The sequence below is a fragment of the Pseudoalteromonas arctica A 37-1-2 genome (assembly GCF_000238395.3).
In the GTDB taxonomy this organism is placed as follows: domain Bacteria; phylum Pseudomonadota; class Gammaproteobacteria; order Enterobacterales; family Alteromonadaceae; genus Pseudoalteromonas; species Pseudoalteromonas arctica.
Genome location: NZ_CP011025.1, coordinates 901,945 through 917,988 on the forward strand (window position 1 = coordinate 901,945; position 16,044 = coordinate 917,988).

The 16,044-nt window shown below is 39.4% G+C and carries 13 protein-coding genes; 10 read left to right on the forward strand and 3 right to left on the reverse strand.

Annotated elements, in window-relative coordinates; all coding sequences use genetic code 11:
* The first annotated feature begins 22 nt into the window (after positions 1-22).
* From argS to PARC_RS04065, 3 genes are all read left to right on the forward strand, one after another.
* Positions 23-1,765, forward strand: coding sequence for an arginine--tRNA ligase (argS, locus tag PARC_RS04055; protein WP_007581630.1), 1,743 nt, complete (start codon positions 23-25; stop codon positions 1,763-1,765).
* Positions 1,766-2,193: 428 nt separating this feature from the next.
* On the forward strand, positions 2,194-2,832 hold the full coding sequence (gene pdxH, locus PARC_RS04060; protein WP_010553172.1) for a pyridoxamine 5'-phosphate oxidase: 639 nt from the start codon (positions 2,194-2,196) through the stop codon (positions 2,830-2,832).
* A gap of 21 nt (positions 2,833-2,853) precedes the next feature.
* The gene (locus tag PARC_RS04065; RefSeq protein WP_010553173.1) at positions 2,854-3,621 is read left to right on the forward strand and encodes a TatD family hydrolase; all 768 of its coding nucleotides are present in this window, start codon (positions 2,854-2,856) and stop codon (positions 3,619-3,621) included.
* On the opposite strand, the gene PARC_RS04070 is transcribed toward PARC_RS04065, so the two are convergent.
* The gene (locus PARC_RS04070; RefSeq protein WP_007581635.1) at positions 3,588-4,208 is read right to left on the reverse strand and encodes an AhpA/YtjB family protein; all 621 of its coding nucleotides are present in this window, start codon (positions 4,206-4,208) and stop codon (positions 3,588-3,590) included. The genes PARC_RS04065 and PARC_RS04070 overlap by 34 nt on opposite strands.
* Before the next feature lie 152 nt (positions 4,209-4,360).
* Between PARC_RS04070 and serB the strand changes: the two genes are divergently transcribed.
* Positions 4,361-5,389 (forward strand): phosphoserine phosphatase SerB, encoded by a 1,029-nt coding sequence (serB, locus tag PARC_RS04075; protein ID WP_010553174.1) that lies wholly within the window; start codon positions 4,361-4,363, stop codon positions 5,387-5,389.
* Between the two features lie 20 nt (positions 5,390-5,409).
* Here serB and PARC_RS04080 read toward each other — a convergent pair whose 3' ends face one another.
* The gene (locus PARC_RS04080) at positions 5,410-7,887 is read right to left on the reverse strand and encodes a PilZ domain-containing protein (RefSeq protein WP_010553175.1); all 2,478 of its coding nucleotides are present in this window, start codon (positions 7,885-7,887) and stop codon (positions 5,410-5,412) included.
* 362 nt (positions 7,888-8,249) lie between these two features.
* Between PARC_RS04080 and radA the strand changes: the two genes are divergently transcribed.
* Both radA and PARC_RS04090 read left to right on the forward strand, forming a co-directional pair.
* Positions 8,250-9,635, forward strand: coding sequence for a DNA repair protein RadA (gene radA, locus PARC_RS04085; RefSeq protein WP_007581643.1), 1,386 nt, complete (start codon positions 8,250-8,252; stop codon positions 9,633-9,635).
* 75 nt (positions 9,636-9,710) lie between these two features.
* Positions 9,711-10,643, forward strand: a complete 933-nt coding sequence (locus PARC_RS04090; RefSeq protein ID WP_010553176.1) for an aq_1923 C-terminal domain — start codon at positions 9,711-9,713, stop codon at positions 10,641-10,643.
* A gap of 65 nt (positions 10,644-10,708) precedes the next feature.
* Here PARC_RS04090 and argE read toward each other — a convergent pair whose 3' ends face one another.
* Positions 10,709-11,869, reverse strand: a complete 1,161-nt coding sequence (gene argE, locus PARC_RS04095) for an acetylornithine deacetylase (protein WP_010553177.1) — start codon at positions 11,867-11,869, stop codon at positions 10,709-10,711.
* A 224-nt stretch (positions 11,870-12,093) separates the two neighbouring features.
* Here argE and argC point away from each other — a divergent pair, with 224 nt between their 5' ends.
* From argC to PARC_RS04115, 4 genes are read left to right on the forward strand one after another with little or no spacing between them, the layout of a single operon-like run.
* A complete protein-coding gene (argC, locus tag PARC_RS04100) occupies positions 12,094-13,104 on the forward strand; it encodes an N-acetyl-gamma-glutamyl-phosphate reductase (RefSeq protein ID WP_007581649.1) in 1,011 nt (336 codons plus the stop codon).
* The gene (gene argB / locus PARC_RS04105; protein ID WP_010553178.1) at positions 13,105-13,872 is read left to right on the forward strand and encodes an acetylglutamate kinase; all 768 of its coding nucleotides are present in this window, start codon (positions 13,105-13,107) and stop codon (positions 13,870-13,872) included. It abuts the gene before it with no gap.
* Positions 13,873-13,879: 7 nt separating this feature from the next.
* A complete protein-coding gene (locus tag PARC_RS04110) occupies positions 13,880-14,812 on the forward strand; it encodes an ornithine carbamoyltransferase (RefSeq protein ID WP_007581652.1) in 933 nt (310 codons plus the stop codon).
* A complete protein-coding gene (locus PARC_RS04115; RefSeq protein WP_007581653.1) occupies positions 14,809-16,011 on the forward strand; it encodes an argininosuccinate synthase in 1,203 nt (400 codons plus the stop codon). The genes PARC_RS04110 and PARC_RS04115 overlap by 4 nt, the downstream gene beginning before the upstream one ends.
* The last annotated feature ends 33 nt before the right edge of the window (positions 16,012-16,044 follow it).

Here is a 16,044-nt window from a genome sequence, read left to right on the forward strand (position 1 = left end):
CGGGCTTACAAAGGTAAAAAATATGAATATTCGTACTATTTTAATCGAAAAAGCCATTGCCGCTATGGCGGGCGCAGGCTTACCTGAAGATACAAACCCAGCAGTAACACAAAGCACACGTCCACAATTTGGTGATTACCAAATTAATGCAGCAATGGGCGCGGCTAAAAAAATGAAAAGCAACCCACGTGAGCTTGCGCAAAAAATTATAGATAACCTTGATGTAAGCGATATTGCTCAAAAGACTGAAATTGCTGGCCCAGGTTTTATTAATATTCATTTAAAGCCTGAGTTTTTAGCTCAAAGCGTACAAGCCGCTAACAGTGATGCAAAGCTTGCTGTAAATGAGCATGCTAACCCGCAAAAAGTGGTTGTTGACTATTCATCACCAAACCTTGCTAAAGAAATGCACGTAGGCCATTTACGTTCAACCATTATTGGTGACTCAATTGTGCGTGCGCTTGAATTTAGAGGCGATACGGTTGTACGTCAAAATCACATGGGTGATTGGGGCACGCAATTTGGTATGTTAATCGCGCATTTAGAAGATCAAATTAGCCAAGGTGTTGATTTAGATTCTGTAGCGCTTGCTGATTTAGAAACCTTTTACCGCGATGCTAAAAAACGCTTTGACGACGAAGAAGGCTTTGCTGATAAAGCACGTAATTACGTTGTTAAATTACAAGGCGGCGATGCGCATTGTGAAAAACTTTGGAAACTGTTTATAGCTACCTCAGTTAAGCATTCTGAAGAAGTATACAAGCGTTTAAATGTAACACTTACTCAAGCCGATATTATGGCTGAAAGCGCATACAACGCAGAACTTAACGATATTATTAGCCTACTTAAAGATAAAAATATTGCAGTAGAGTCGCAAGGCGCGCAAGTTGTGTTTTTAGATGAGCTTGCCAACAAAGATGGCGAACCATCAGCGTTTATCGTACAAAAATCTGGCGGTGGCTTTTTATATGCAACAACAGATTTAGCGGCATGTGATTATCGTTCAAATAAATTAGGTGCTGATCGTATCTTAATTTTTGTAGATGCACGTCAAAATCTACACTTTAATCAAGTAGAGCTTACAGCGCGTAAAGCAGGTTTATTACGAGACGAAACAAGTTACGAGTTTTGCCCGTTTGGCACCATGATGGGCGCCGATAACAAACCATTTAAAACACGTACTGGCGGCACAGTAAAACTTGCTGATTTATTAGAAGAGTCAATTAACCGTGCAGCCGCAAAACTAGCTGAACGTGAGTCTGATTTAAGTGATAGCGATCGCAGCGAGATTGCACGTAAAGTAGGTATTGGCGCAGTTAAATACGCCGACCTTTCTAAGCACCGTACCAGCGATTACATTTTTAACTGGGACAGCATGCTAAGCTTTGAAGGCGCAACCGCTCCTTACTTACAATATGCTTATACACGTATACGCAGTATTTTCCGTAAGTCAGGCGTTGATGCAGCTACATTAAATTCAGATGTTGCAATTATTGAGCCTCAAGAAAAAGCACTAGCACTTAAGCTACTACAGCTTGAAGAAGTACTTGATTTAATGATCAGCGAAGCCACACCGCACGTACTGTGTGGTTACTTGTACGAGCTAGCAAGCTTATACATGACATTTTACGAAGCCTGCCCAGTACTTAAAGAGGGCGTAGAGCCAAGCGTGCGCGATAGCCGCTTAGTGCTGTGTAATTTGGTTTCTAAAACATTAGAAACGGGATTGGATTTGCTAGGTATTGAAGTCATGGAGCAAATGTAATCACCGTCGTATTTTAACCTAATACTACGTTATCCACCCCAACTTACCCTAATCACATACAAACCGTATGCTCATAGGGGTAAGTCGGGTTGGACGCCTTGTCTTAGGCTAAACTACTTAGGTGAACCGTCTGCTGCGTGTAGTTCGCTTTGACTGCGTTGTCGTGCTTTTTTAGCCTAAGTCACATACTAAATGTATGCTCCTTGGCATAAAAAAGCACTCCGTCTTGTCAGCACTTCTACACTTGCAGATGTAATGTTTTACATTGTAGGTTGGGTTGAGTGAAACGAAACCCAACGATACACCTGAGACTCTATGTTTATTGCTATCGATACACCTGAATCTTAATATTTGTTACTGCTCAACATCTAATGTTTTAAGCTCGCTACTCTAAGCTCTTTTCTAAGGCTTTATTTAAAGGATTTGTTATGAAACTCGAAGATATCCGCCGTGAATACCTGCAAGATGCGTTAAGCGAAGATAACTTGCAAGATGATCCGTTTAAGCAGTTTGAAACATGGCTTGAGCATGCTGTAGCAAGCCAATTACCCGATCCAACAGCGATGGTTGTAGCAACTGTTGATGAAACAGGTCAGCCTTCACAGCGCATTGTGCTTTTAAAGCATCTGGATGATAACGGTTTTGTATTTTTTACCAATACAGGTTCGCGTAAAGCGCAAGAGCTTAAAGGTAATAACAAAATATCGCTGCACTTTCCGTGGCACCACATGGAACGCCAAGTTATTGTGTATGGCGAGGCTAAACCATTACCTACATCTGCCGTGGCAAAGTACTTTTTATCTCGACCTAAAGAAAGCCAATTAGCTGCGTGGGCGTCAGCGCAAAGTCGTCCGGTGTCATCACGTAAAGTACTCATGGAAACCTTCGCCAACATGAAAAATAAGTTTGCTAAAGGTGAAATTCCATTGCCTGATTTTTGGGGCGGATATTGTGTAGTACCCACTAAAATTGAGTTTTGGCAAGGTGGGGCGCATCGTTTGCATGATCGCTTTATATATCAGCGCCAAGCAGATAACAGCTGGCAAATTACACGCTTAAACCCTTAATTAAAAGATGAGTAAGTAACCGTGCAATTTATTGACTCTCATTGCCACCTCGACTTTAGCGAGTTTGATTCGAATCGTGAATCGCTCATAAACGAGTGTGTAGCAAAGGGAGTTAATCAGTTTGTTGTGCCGGGTATTACGCTTGCTCAATCGCATACTCTCATAAAACTCAAAGCAACTTACCCAAGTATAAAAATAGCCGCAGGGCTACATCCTTACTTTTTAGAGCAACATAAAGAATCGCACATAGAAGCGTTATTTGAATTCGCGACTGCAAATAAGTATCAGTTGGTAGCTATTGGGGAGTGCGGGCTTGATCGAAGTATTGAAAACCTTCCTAAACAAACTTATTTATTTGAGCAGCAAATAGGGCTTTCTAATGAGCTTAACTTACCGCTCATTGTGCATCATAGGCAAAGCCATGATTTAATTGCGCAATCGTTTAAGCGGTGTAAGCCAAAAAACGGGGGAGTGATTCATGCCTTTTCGGGCTCACTTCAACAAGCGCAGTACTATATTAAGCAAGGTTTTAAGCTTGGCATAGGCGGCGTAATTACCTATGATCGCGCAGTTAAAACACGTGCTGTTATTGCTGCTATTGAGCCAGATCACTTAGTGCTTGAGACCGACTCACCTTCAATGCCGTTAAGCGGTCATCAAGGTGAAGTTAACACGCCATTACATATACCTGATGTATTTAACGCGTTATGTGATTTAAAGCCACATAGTGAAAGAGGGACGCTTGCAAAGCAGCTTTACGATTCTTGTTCAGATGTTTTTTGCATATAGCGATTTACCTGCCAACGTTTTAATCCACGCCCTAACTGCCACGTAAAAATACATGCAATCACTAGCATTAATAGTACCTGTCGACCTAAGTCATGAAAATGATTATGGCTGTCTGATATTGCGGCGCGAGTTAAATAAGTAACAGACACAAAGCCTATAGGGCGGTCATCATCGCTTATCACGGGTTCCATAAAAGGTGTTTTTAGCTTACTAATACCCGGTGTAGAGTCAGGAAGTTGTCCATAAATATGGTGTGACTGCCAATTGTCACTGCTAGCAATTAAAATGCCTTGTTGATCATAAATAGTCGCAGAAAGTACAAATTCATCTTTACTTATATCGTTACAAATGGCGTTGAGCTGTGGTTTGTTTTTTTCAATAAGCGGTGTTTTAACATTTAAAGCCATAAACTGAGTGAGGCTTTTTGCCGTGCTATCGGCACTATCATAAAGTAACTGATGACTCTGAAAACTACTATTAACACCTACCCAGCTTAGTAATACAAAACAACCAGCCGCTAGTATTAAGCGAACAAGTCGTTTTCTTTGAGAAGCAGTAATAGGGTTTTTAATATGGTTATTTTTCATAGTCACCGTTTATGCTACTGACAGCATTTTGATTTGATGTTACAACTACACTAACTATAACCTTAAACCCCACCTGATGGCGAATTTAGTGTTGAGAATACCAGTTATGATATGCCAATTATCAGGAAAATAAAAATAAACACGGAGATCCCATGTCGCAAATCAACATGGCACAGCAAGCTGCTGAGCAACCATTACAACACTTAACTCTAAATAAATGGTTTAGCTATAGTGGTGGTGTATTTACACCTCTTGATTATATACCAAACAAAGCATTAGGGTTATTTAGCATCGCATTTGCGGGTGATTTTGAAGAAAAACACATTGTTAGCATTATTGATTTTTTAGCTATGCATAACCAAACCGTCACTGCTATATGCCAATATCAACCAGATTTAGGGTTAGCTCCAGCACTGTGTTTTTACGCGCAAAACTCCGATCAAGCTATAAACCCGTTAGTACTACAAGAGTTTTCAAACACTCTAGATTGTCAATTAGTGCAAGTTGCTACTGCGCCTAATTTATATGAGCCTGGTTTATTGGTTATGGATATGGATTCAACTGCAATAACTATTGAGTGCATAGACGAAATAGCACGGCTTGCGGATGTTTACGACGAAGTTGCCTCTGTAACCGCACTTGCAATGGCGGGTAAACTTGATTTTAGCGAGAGTTTAAATCAGCGTGTAGCTAAACTGGCTGGTATTGAAAAAAGCTTAATTGAAGAACTAAAAAGTGCATTGCCACTCATGCCGGGTATTAAAGTGCTGTGTCAAATTCTAAAACAGCATGACTGGTATTTAGCAATTGCATCAGGTGGTTTTGTACCGTTTGCAGAGCGCGTTCAAGAGCTTATTAATTTAGATGAAGTGCACGCTAATGTACTCGAATTTAAAGACGATAAACTAACAGGTAAAGTACTGGGTACAATTGTAGATGCACAACAAAAAGCAATTATTCTAGAGTCGTTACAACATAAACTAGGGCTTGAGAAGTCGCAAACAGTTGCTATTGGCGATGGCGCAAACGATTTAATCATGATGGCTAAAGCTGGCCTAGGTGTAGCAGTGCATGGCAAACCTAAAGTAGTTGAGCAAGCACAAGCGGCTATTTGTGAAGGGTCATTATTGCAATTGCTGTATATGTTGGCTATTCCGTTAGATAGAGAGCCCGCTCTTTAAAGTTGTTTAAGTTAAACCGCTTAGCGTAAGCGGTTTAACCAAATTAGTTTACGGCGGCCCATTTGTTCAACTTGCTCTTTTTTAAGCTCTAAATGGCTTAGAGCTTCTTCAGTTATATCTACTACGTCCCCCACGCCTGCAACAGCCCATAATGCTTCTTCTAAATCTTTTGCTTTATGCATTGCATATTGGCTTACGTATTTAAGCTCATTAGATAGGTAGTCAGTATCGGGGCGACCTGTGCGCGAAATATACAAACGCATCACAAATATAAGTTGTGATGTAATGCCTTTACTAATTTGTTTATAAAAGCTTGAGTAGTCTTCACCTAAAGCGCATTGGCTAACAATAGCCTCTTCAATTTTGCCCTTACGAGGGTCGAAATTAATAGCGAGTGTAAAAGCAAGCGGTGCATCTTGGCGACTGCGATCTTTAATATTAGGCGTTATTACATTAATAATTTGCTCTTCGGTAAGAATACTCGAAAAGTCAGTTTTGTTACCTAATAAGCCAAAGTTTTGCAAAATAACATGCATAGGACTGGCGTATAAGCCATAACCAATTGCACCTGTTTTAAAGTGTGCAGCTTCTTTGTGTAAATACAGCGGAAATTGGCATACACTTTTTGTAACCATATTTCTAAGTGCGGTAGATAAGCCTTCTACTTTTGGCGCTTCTTCAGATACTTTAAGTTTGTCTTTATTCCCTTCTATTAACTGAGTGAAAAAAGTCACGCCAGCATGGGGTAAATCAGCAACACGATTCGCTTTTAGGTTAATAGTAGTGAATGACTTACTAATGGCCATTATTTCGTACTTTAGTTCGCTAAGTTTATGCTTTTTAGTTATTTTTTGAAGCTCAGGAAATGTTAAAAGTACTATATCACCTTTTTTAAATGTGACTGGTTGCTCGCACTCTAATTGCAAACCCATTACAGAAAAGTCACGTGTATAACCGTTAAATACTTCATCATTAATAGTGACGCTAACCGGTGTTTTATAAAGGTAGCGCTTATGCGAGCGTAAATTTACGTATTCAAGTGGCACAATATCTAAATAAGGTGGCGTTTTATGTTTTGCGTGGCCAAAATGTTTAAGCTGATTTACTAACGCTTTATCAAAAGTAAGTTGTTTATAATCTGCTTGCTCTGTTTTATTGCCAATACTTGTAAGTACAACAATATATTTAACGTCTTTTATAAGGCCTTTAACTCGAGGGGAAGGCGGCTTGTTGAGTTTTTCAATATTAGCGCCAGCACTATTAGGTAATGAAAGCGGTATAAAAGAATCATCTGGATGACTTGGCATTATTTGTATTTTAAAGCACTGCCAACTTTCTTTTTGGCTACCAAAACCTAAAAATAGATCACGTAATTTAGGGTTATTATTTAGCTCAGTTCGTGTCGCAGAGTAATAGTAAATTTTACCCGATGATATATGTGTAAATGTATAGAGGTAATCTTCTTTGACCGCGGTAATTTGGGTTAGTAATTGTGTAATGCGCTGATGATTGAGTATATTGTACAAACACGGTGTTTTTCTTTCATCGGTAAAATAGCGCTGGATAAAAATATTATTTTCAGTAGTAAGGCTAAGGCTTGGGTAATACTGTTCATCTTTTTTGCTTAAAAATACATATAAAGACGTTACACGAGGGATGTAGTATTGCTCATATCCCTTTGATACTACAGCATCGAGCGTGTTATCTAAATTTACTTTATAACGACGTTTATTACCGTGAATAAAGCTTTCTAAAAAGTCATTAAAGGCATCGTTATTTTCGATATAAGTGCGTTTTAAGCGAATGTGGTTGTATTCACGAGAGATATTTTCAACGGCAACAACTTCGTATTGAATACCGTTTTTTAGGCCAAGTTCAAAGTCTTGTTCAAGGCCTACCAAGCGCATTGCTATTAGTTCACCTTTTTTTATAGAGTAGCGCGTTGCAAGCTTAACTTTACAACCGCTTAAAGATATATCTGAGGTGCTAGCAGCAATGTTCTTTTTATCTTTGTAATCAATAGTTACTTTTATTGAGTAATTCATCCGTTCTTCACGGCGGCTCTCGTAAGAGGCAAACTTAATTACTTCAGTGCTTAAGTTACTTTCTGATTCTTGTAGTTCTGATTTTTCGGCGGCTTGTTTTTGTAATACGCGGTGGTTATTTTCTGTATTCATTACGGCTTCGTAAACGGCTAGGGTATATTCACCATGCTGTTTAAGTGCTTTTTCAAACACTTCAATGGCTGTGTCATCCATAAAGTGCTGTTTGCCGTTATGCTCATACGGTTTTACTTGGCCCGTCACTAATCCACGAAGATCAACAAAGCGTGCCACTGGCTGAGATAAGCGTGACATTTCCATTTTCATCAAAAATTGCTCAGGTTTGGTTAACCCAGCGGTTTTTGATTTGAAAATTAGGTCAAATTTAGCATTGCCTAAATATGTTTTTAACTCATTCACGAGGTCTTCGTGTTTGAGCATTATGTCATCAGCCATTTATAAAACCATCACCGTCTAATTGAAAAAGTAGGTATACTGTTAAGTTCATTAATTAGAAGTTCAATAAACGTTAAATCGCGCTATGTTATTAATATAGGTACAATTATTTTAGTTACTACTGTTTAGCTCTTGTTATTATGTGTTATATGCCATTTTGTTGGCAAGTTACTTTAAACTATTTCAAAGCAAAAAGTATGCCCTAAATTATAGCTAAAAAGAAACACCATGTGTATTTAATGATTGTGACGCTAGATTTTTACGCAGGCAAGAGTTTGTTGCTAAGTAAATGCTTGAAGTGGCAAAATAAGTTATTAACAGTAAATGTTTTTAAAATTAGAGAATCGTAGATAAGGTTATAAATGACTAAAGCGGCAAAAATAGAGTTTGTGTGTACAGAATGTGGCATGAACTACCCACGTTGGCAGGGTCAATGCCGCTGCGGTGCGTGGAACACATTAGCAGAATTTAAACCTTCAGCAGGGCAGAGTAAAAAAGCGTCAGTTCGAGCAAGTGTAGGTGGTTATGCTGGCGGTGCTGGTGGCGGCTCTAAAAAAATTAATGATATTGCTACGTCAGAGGCAGAAAAACAGCTGACAGAAATTGGCGAGCTCGATCGTGTGCTAAGCGGTGGTGTAACTACCGGCTCTGTTAATATAATTTCGGGTGATCCAGGTGCTGGTAAAACAACATTGCTATCTGACTTAGTGGCGAGAATGTCACAACGTATGCCATCACTTTACTGTACGGCCGAGGAGTCATTATCGCAGTTTAAAAACAGGGTAAATCGTTTAAAGTTAAACTATAACCCTGACGAGCTTTATTTACTTTCAGAAACCAGTGTTGAAACCATCATTGAAGAGCTCGAGAAAAATAAAATTAAGTTTGCTGTTATTGACTCTATTCAAGCGGTTGTAACCGAAACTGCAAATGGTAGCCCAGGTTCCCCTTCGCAAGTAAAAAGCGCCGCCCAAGCATTGACTCAATACTGTAAGCAAAATGATGTAACCATGTTCATTATTGCTCATGTAAATAAAAATAACGAAATAGCAGGTCCTCAAACACTTGTACATATTGTCGATGCGCTTTTACACATAGACACCAACGATGGGCAAATACGAACCCTTAGGGCAAATAAAAACCGCTTTGGTGATATAGATACCGTTGGCATTTTTAAAATGTGCGAACGCGGTATGTTGAGTGTTGATAACCCGAGCGAAATATTTTTATCGGGGTCTACAACCGACTCGCCAGGCTCTACAATTACCTGTATCCGTAAAGGTAATCGAAATTTACTACTTGAAATTCAGTGTTTAACGACCGAAACCGAGGCGGAATTTCCGCAGCGTGTTTGCGTTGGTTTAAACATGAACCGCATAAAAATGCTGACTGGCATATTACGAAAACACACTAAAACCAAAATATTCCACGATACGTTTTTTAATATTGTGGGTGGCCTAAGAATAGATGAAACAGAAACTTGTATTGATTTAGCATTAGTAACCGCGTTACTTAGCAGCTTAAACGAATTTGTTGTGCCTCGTACCACGTGTATTATGGGTGAGCTTAGCTTAAATGGCGATGTACGCCCAATTGACAGTGGAGTACCACGTGTTAAAGAAGCGGCACAACATGGTTTTACAGAAATATATATTCCATTTCGTAATTACCATAAGTCGATGGAAGGGCTGGGCGCTAAAATTACCCCAGTTAAAACAGTACATGAGTTGCTTAGTTTAATTAATTAATACTTACGGGTGTTAATGTGTAATGTTACTCTTAATAAAACTCGGTTTACACAAAGAATAGAATAAGGAAATAACATGAAAAAGTTAGTAATAGTTGCAGCGATTGTAGCTGTGGGCGTTGGTGGCGTGAGCTATGCAAATTATGTAGCTACACAAGAAGTGCGTGCAGAAGTAGATAAGCAACTTGCTTTAGTAAGCGAGCAAACTGGCGCTACATTTAAATACGCTGGTTTATCGGCAAGTGTTATTTCAAAAAGCGTAGAAATAACAAACATGGAAGTAATAAGCCCAGAGGGCGACAATGTTGCTAATATTCAAAGCATTGAAATAACAGGTTACGAGCCAGATAAAATATCACCGCATACATCATTTGATGTAAAAAGCTTTCAGTTTGATAAAGATTTTGTTTCAAAATTACCTGCTGATACAAACGAAATGCTCGCGTCGGCAAGTTACGACTTACATTCATCACTTGATTACGATGAAGAGTCTGGCAATAGTGATGTAGTAGTTAAGCTTGATGCAAAAGACATTGTTAGTTTTAATATGGATATGGGCTTGGCTAATTCAAAAGCATTAATGGATGCTTCATTAGCGATTAGTAAAGCGCAGCAAGAAGCGGGTAACCAGCCACTTACTTATGAGCAAGAGTTACAGCAGCAAACACTTGTTATGCAAGCAATGAGTAAGTTAGAGCCGCGCAATGTTAGCTTTGCCTTAAATAACCAAGGTAAGTTAAAAGACTTACTATCAAGTGAGCTTGAAAAGCAAGGCATGACGCTAGAGCAAATGGAAATGATGTTAGAGCAACAGTTACAACAAGCTCCTGTAACTGAAAATATTGCAGAGGCTTTAACTAGCTTTGCTAAAGGTTTAAATTCATTCAGTGTGTCTGCAAAGCTACCTGAAGGTAAAACTATGATGGAAATTAACCAACAAGTTATGATGCTAGTAGGGCAACCTGAAGAGCTAGTTAAGTTTATTAACTTAGAAGTTAAAGGTGATTAAGCCTTAGTTTTGTATTAATAAAGGCGCCAATTGGCGCCTTTATTATTTTGTGTTGTTATAAGCAGTTAGTAACTCTGATTGCTAAAGCAGTTTGCTTTTATGATATTGGTGATTATTTGTTGTGATGGTTTTATTTTTTCCATCGCTAAAAACTCATCAGGCTGATGCGCTTGGTTAATTGAGCCTGGGCCCATTACGATTGTTTCACAACCGAGTTGCTGGATAAACGGCGCTTCAGTGCAATAATTTACCGCGACCGCTTTCTGCCCCGCTATTTTTTCAGCCATTTTAACTAAAGCACTGTCGGTGCTACCACTAAATGCCGGGATTGGTTCATGTAAATCAATAACGCTCACCGCATTTGGGTATTGCTGATTTATCTCTTTTGTTGCATCAAGCACTAATGCTTGTAGTTCTTGTACACTTAAACCTGGTAATGGGCGCATATCTATATGCATTTCACAGCAACCACAAATTCTATTCGCATTATCGCCACCATGAATATTACCTAAGTTTAATGTTGGATAAGGAATTTTAAAGTGATTTATTGAATACTTATGCTTTAATTGCTCTTTTAAGATCATCAATTTTGTAATCACTTTATGTATTACTTCAATGGCGTTAAGGCCACGTTCGGGATCTGAGCTATGCCCAGAGCGACCAACCACTCTTATTGCTGTACTCATATGGCCCTTGTGCATAAATACTGGCGTCATATCAGTAGGTTCGCCAATTATACAGCGTGCAGGTTTTAAATTAGGGTGCTTACATATTTGCTGTGCACCTGCCATAGTTGTTTCTTCATCGGCAGTGGCGAGTATTAAAATAGGTTGAGTTTGCTGCTTTTCATCAAGTTCACTAATCGCTTGTAATACAAAAGCAAAAAAACCTTTCATATCAATGCTTCCTAGCCCGTACAATTTATTGTCGAGTTCAGTAAGTTTAAACGGATTGTGGTTCCAGCGGCTGTCATCAAAAGGCACTGTATCCGTGTGGCCCGCAAGCATTAACCCGCCATCGCCTTTTCCACGCTTTGCTAATAAATTAAAGCGGCCTTTACCTCCTTCTAATTCAATAATTTCACACGTAAAACCGAGTGTTTCGCACCACCTCGCAAGGAGTTCAATTACGTTTTTATTGCTCATACACAAGCTGTCTTCAATTGCACTAATAGAAGGGGCTGCAATCAATTGTTGATACATAGAAATAAAGGAAGGCAAAGGCATAAAAAAATCCAAAATTATTATTCAATTTAATTGCATAACAATATAAAAGTATTTATGATGAATATCAATTCACTTTTTAAGCATAAATATATTAAAGTAAAGCTATGAAAATAATGCGACGATAATCTACAAATTCATTAAATTAAGTCTTAATTTAGCGTCTTAGCTAGTTTAAGCGAACAACATATATATTTAGCAGTAAATTTTAAAATAACGAGTAATCAATGAATGTAGTTATTATTGGCGCAAGCGGTTATAGCGGCGCAGAGTTAGCAAGCTTAGTTGCTAATCATCCAAACCTTACCTTAACAGGCTGTTATGTATCTGAGGGTAGCTTAGATAAAAATAAATTACTAAGTGATTTATACCCAGAGCACCTTGGCTTACTAGATTGTCCTTTACTTCCTCTTAGTGCATCAGCTTTTGATGACATTCAAAGTGATGCTGATTATGTATGCTTATGTACCGATCACAAAGTAAGTGTTGATTTAGCGCCTCAATTTTTAGCTATGGGTAAAAAAGTATTTGATTTATCTGGTGGCTATCGCCTAGCAAATAATGATGATTACGTTACTTACTATGGTTTTGAGCATCAACACCCAGAGCTTTTAAATGAAGCGGCTTACGGTTTAGCAGAGTGGAACCATGATGCTATCGCTAACGCAAAGCTAATTGCTGTTGCAGGCTGTTACCCAACAGCGGCGCTCAATGCACTTAAACCGCTTAAACAAGCAGGCTTATTGAGCAGCGAAAGTATTATTATTAATGCCGTTTCGGGTGTTACGGGTGCCGGGCGTAAAGCGAGTGTAGGAACACATTTTTGTGAGGTATCGCTTGCACCTTATGGTTTGTTTAACCATCGCCACGGTCCTGAAATTGAACAACACCTTGGCCACAAAGTATTATTTACACCGCATCTAGGTAGCTTTGCGCGCGGTATTTTAGAAACTATTTATGTACAACTTAAGCCAGGCGTTACCAAGGAAAACGTTGCATCTGCTTATCAAGTGCTTGCTAACGAACCATTAATTCGTTTGTTAGGCGATAAAATACCGTCAATTAAAGGTGTTGCTAAGCAACCATTTGTTGATATTGGTTGGCAGCAACAAGGCACGCAGTTAATTGTAATGTCTGCCATTGATAACTTATTAAAAGGCGCTGCTGGACAAGCTTTGCAGTGTATTAATATTTCTATGAATTTAGATCACACTACGGGCTTAAAAGGAGCGTTTTAAATGAGTAAAAAAACGTGGGTTATTAAACTCGGTGGTGCAGTACTTAATACAGAAAATGCAGCAAAAGCGTTATTTGACGTGCTAAGCGAGCAAAAAAATGATGAGTTTGTCATTGTTCATGGCGGTGGTTCTTTAGTAGATACATGGCTAAAGCAAGCGGGTTTTGCTAGTGCTAAACACCAAGGTTTACGTATTAGTCCAGCAGAGCAAATGCCTTATATAGTGGGTGCGCTTGCAGGTTGCGCTAATAAACAATTAATGACTCAAGCTATAAGCGCAGGGCATAAGCCTGTCGGCTTAAGTCTTTTTGAGGCGGGTGTGACTGCAACCCAAAAATTAAAAGCGCTTTGCTTAGTAGGTAAATGCACAAGTAACGACGATTCTATCATCAATGATTTACTTAGAATTTCTCGTTTACCTATTGTTAGCTCTATCTGCTTTGATGAACAAGGCTTGTGGTACAACGTAAATGCAGATGAAGCTGCAGCGGCTATTGCCAGTAATTTAAATGCAGAACTAATTTTTATGACGGATGTAGAAGCGGTACTTGACGCAAATAAACAACCGTTACATCAACTTGACACAAAACACATTGATACTTTAATTACAGATGGAGTAATTGTGGGCGGGATGGAGGTCAAAGTTAAGACCAGCCTTCACGCTGCCCAACATTTACGACGCGGTGTGTATATTTCCAGCTGGCAAAAGCCAGAAAATTTAACTGCTCTGCTGCAAGGCGAGCATGTCGGAACAAAGATTACACCATAGGTTTATTATGTTTGAGAATTTTTTAACAGGTTTAGAATTAGACCAAGAAGGCGCACTTAATTTATTAAAGTTAGCGCAAGATATAAAAGCAAAGCCAGAAAAATACAGCCAAGTATTATCGGGTAAATCAATCGTAACATTGTTTGAAAAGCAAAGTTTACGTACACGTTTATCGTTTGATATAGGCATTAATCGCCTTGGTGGTCATGCTGTTTATTTAGATCAGCAAAATGGCGCTATGGGTGCACGTGAATCAATTAAAGATTTTGCACTTAATATCTCTACTTGGGCCGACGGTATTGTGGCGCGTGTAAATCAGCACAGCACATTAACCACGTTAGGTGAATATTCATCGGTACCTGTGGTAAATAGCTTGTGTGACTTGTACCACCCGTGCCAAGCACTTGCTGATTTTTTAACACTTCAAGAAGTACATGGCGATGTGAGTCAGCTTAAAGTAGCTTACTTAGGTGAGGGCAATAACGTAACTCATTCATTGATGTTACTTGCCGCAACGCTAGGTACTGACTTTGTTGCTGTAACACCAAAAGGGTGTTCGCCAGATTCACAAATACTTAAAAAAGCAGAACAAATTGCAGCAATGAATGGCGCATCAGTCATGGTGAGCGATAGAGTTGAAGCTGCGGTTGGTGCAAACGTTGTATACGCAGATACATGGGTATCAATGGGTGATACAACGCCGCTTGAGCAAGTAAAAGAAAAATACATGCCTTATCAATTAAACCAGGCATTGCTAGAACAAACAGGTGCGACTACGGTATTACATTGCCAACCGGCACACCGTGAATTTGAAATTACCTCTGAGGTAATGGATGGTCCAGCATCAAAAATCATTCAACAAGCAGAGAATCGCATGCATGCGCAAAATGCTCTGCTAGTTACATTACTAAATCCAAATTTTGTTAAGGAACACCTATGAGTTCAATTAAAAAAGTCGTTTTAGCCTATTCTGGTGGTCTTGATACGTCGGCTATCGTGCCATGGTTAAAAGAAAACTACGGCTGTGAAGTAATCGCGTTTGTTGCCGATGTAGGTCAAGGCGCTGAAGAACTTGAAGGCGTAGAAGCTAAAGCAATTGCCTCTGGTGCATCTGAATGTTACGTAGTTGACTTAAAAGATGAAATGGTAAGTGATTACATTTACCCAACACTTAAAACGGGCTCAATTTACGAAGGTACTTATTTATTAGGTACGTCTATGGCGCGCCCAATTATTGCTAAAGCACAAGTTGAAATTGCACGTAAAGTAGGTGCTGATGCACTTTCTCATGGTTGTACTGGTAAGGGTAATGACCAAGTTCGTTTTGAATCATGTTTTGCGGCACTAGCCCCTGATTTAAAAGTAATTGCGCCATGGCGTGAGTGGGACTTATCGAGCCGTGAATCATTACTTGATTACTTAGCAGAGCGTGACATTCCGTGTTCAGCATCTGCTACAAAAATTTATAGCCGTGATGCTAACGCTTGGCATATTTCGCACGAAGGTGGTGAGCTTGAAGACCCATGGTGTCAACCAACTGAACAAGTATGGACTTGGACTAATTCTCCAGAGCAAGCTCCAGATAAATCAGAACTAGTAACATTAAAAGTTGTTGAAGGCGAAGTGGTTGCTGTAAATGGCGTAGAACTTAAACCTTACGATTGTTTAGTTAAATTAAACGATATTGCATCGCCTCATGGTGTTGGACGTGTTGATATTGTAGAAAACCGTTTAGTTGGCATGAAGTCACGCGGTTGTTATGAAACGCCAGGCGGCACAGTCATTATGGCAGCGCTTCAAGCCATTGACGAGCTAGTGCTTGATAAAGCAAGCCGTAAGTGGAAAGAAGTACTCGGTGGCGAGTTCTCGCATTTAGTATACGACGGCCGTTGGTTTACGCCTCTTAAAGATTCTATTTTAGCCGGTGCAGAAGCACTTTCTAAAGTGGCAACAGGTGAAGTGGTACTTAAGCTATACAAAGGCCAAGTAACTGCAGTTCAAAAGCAGTCACCAAATAGCTTATACAGCGAAGCATTTGCTACATTTGGCGAAGATGATGTGTACGACCAATCACACGCTGAAGGCTTTATTCGTTTATTCTCGCTTTCAAGCAGAATTTCAGCACTCGCTAAAAAGTAATTTATTACGCCCCTTATAAAAGGGGCACTACAG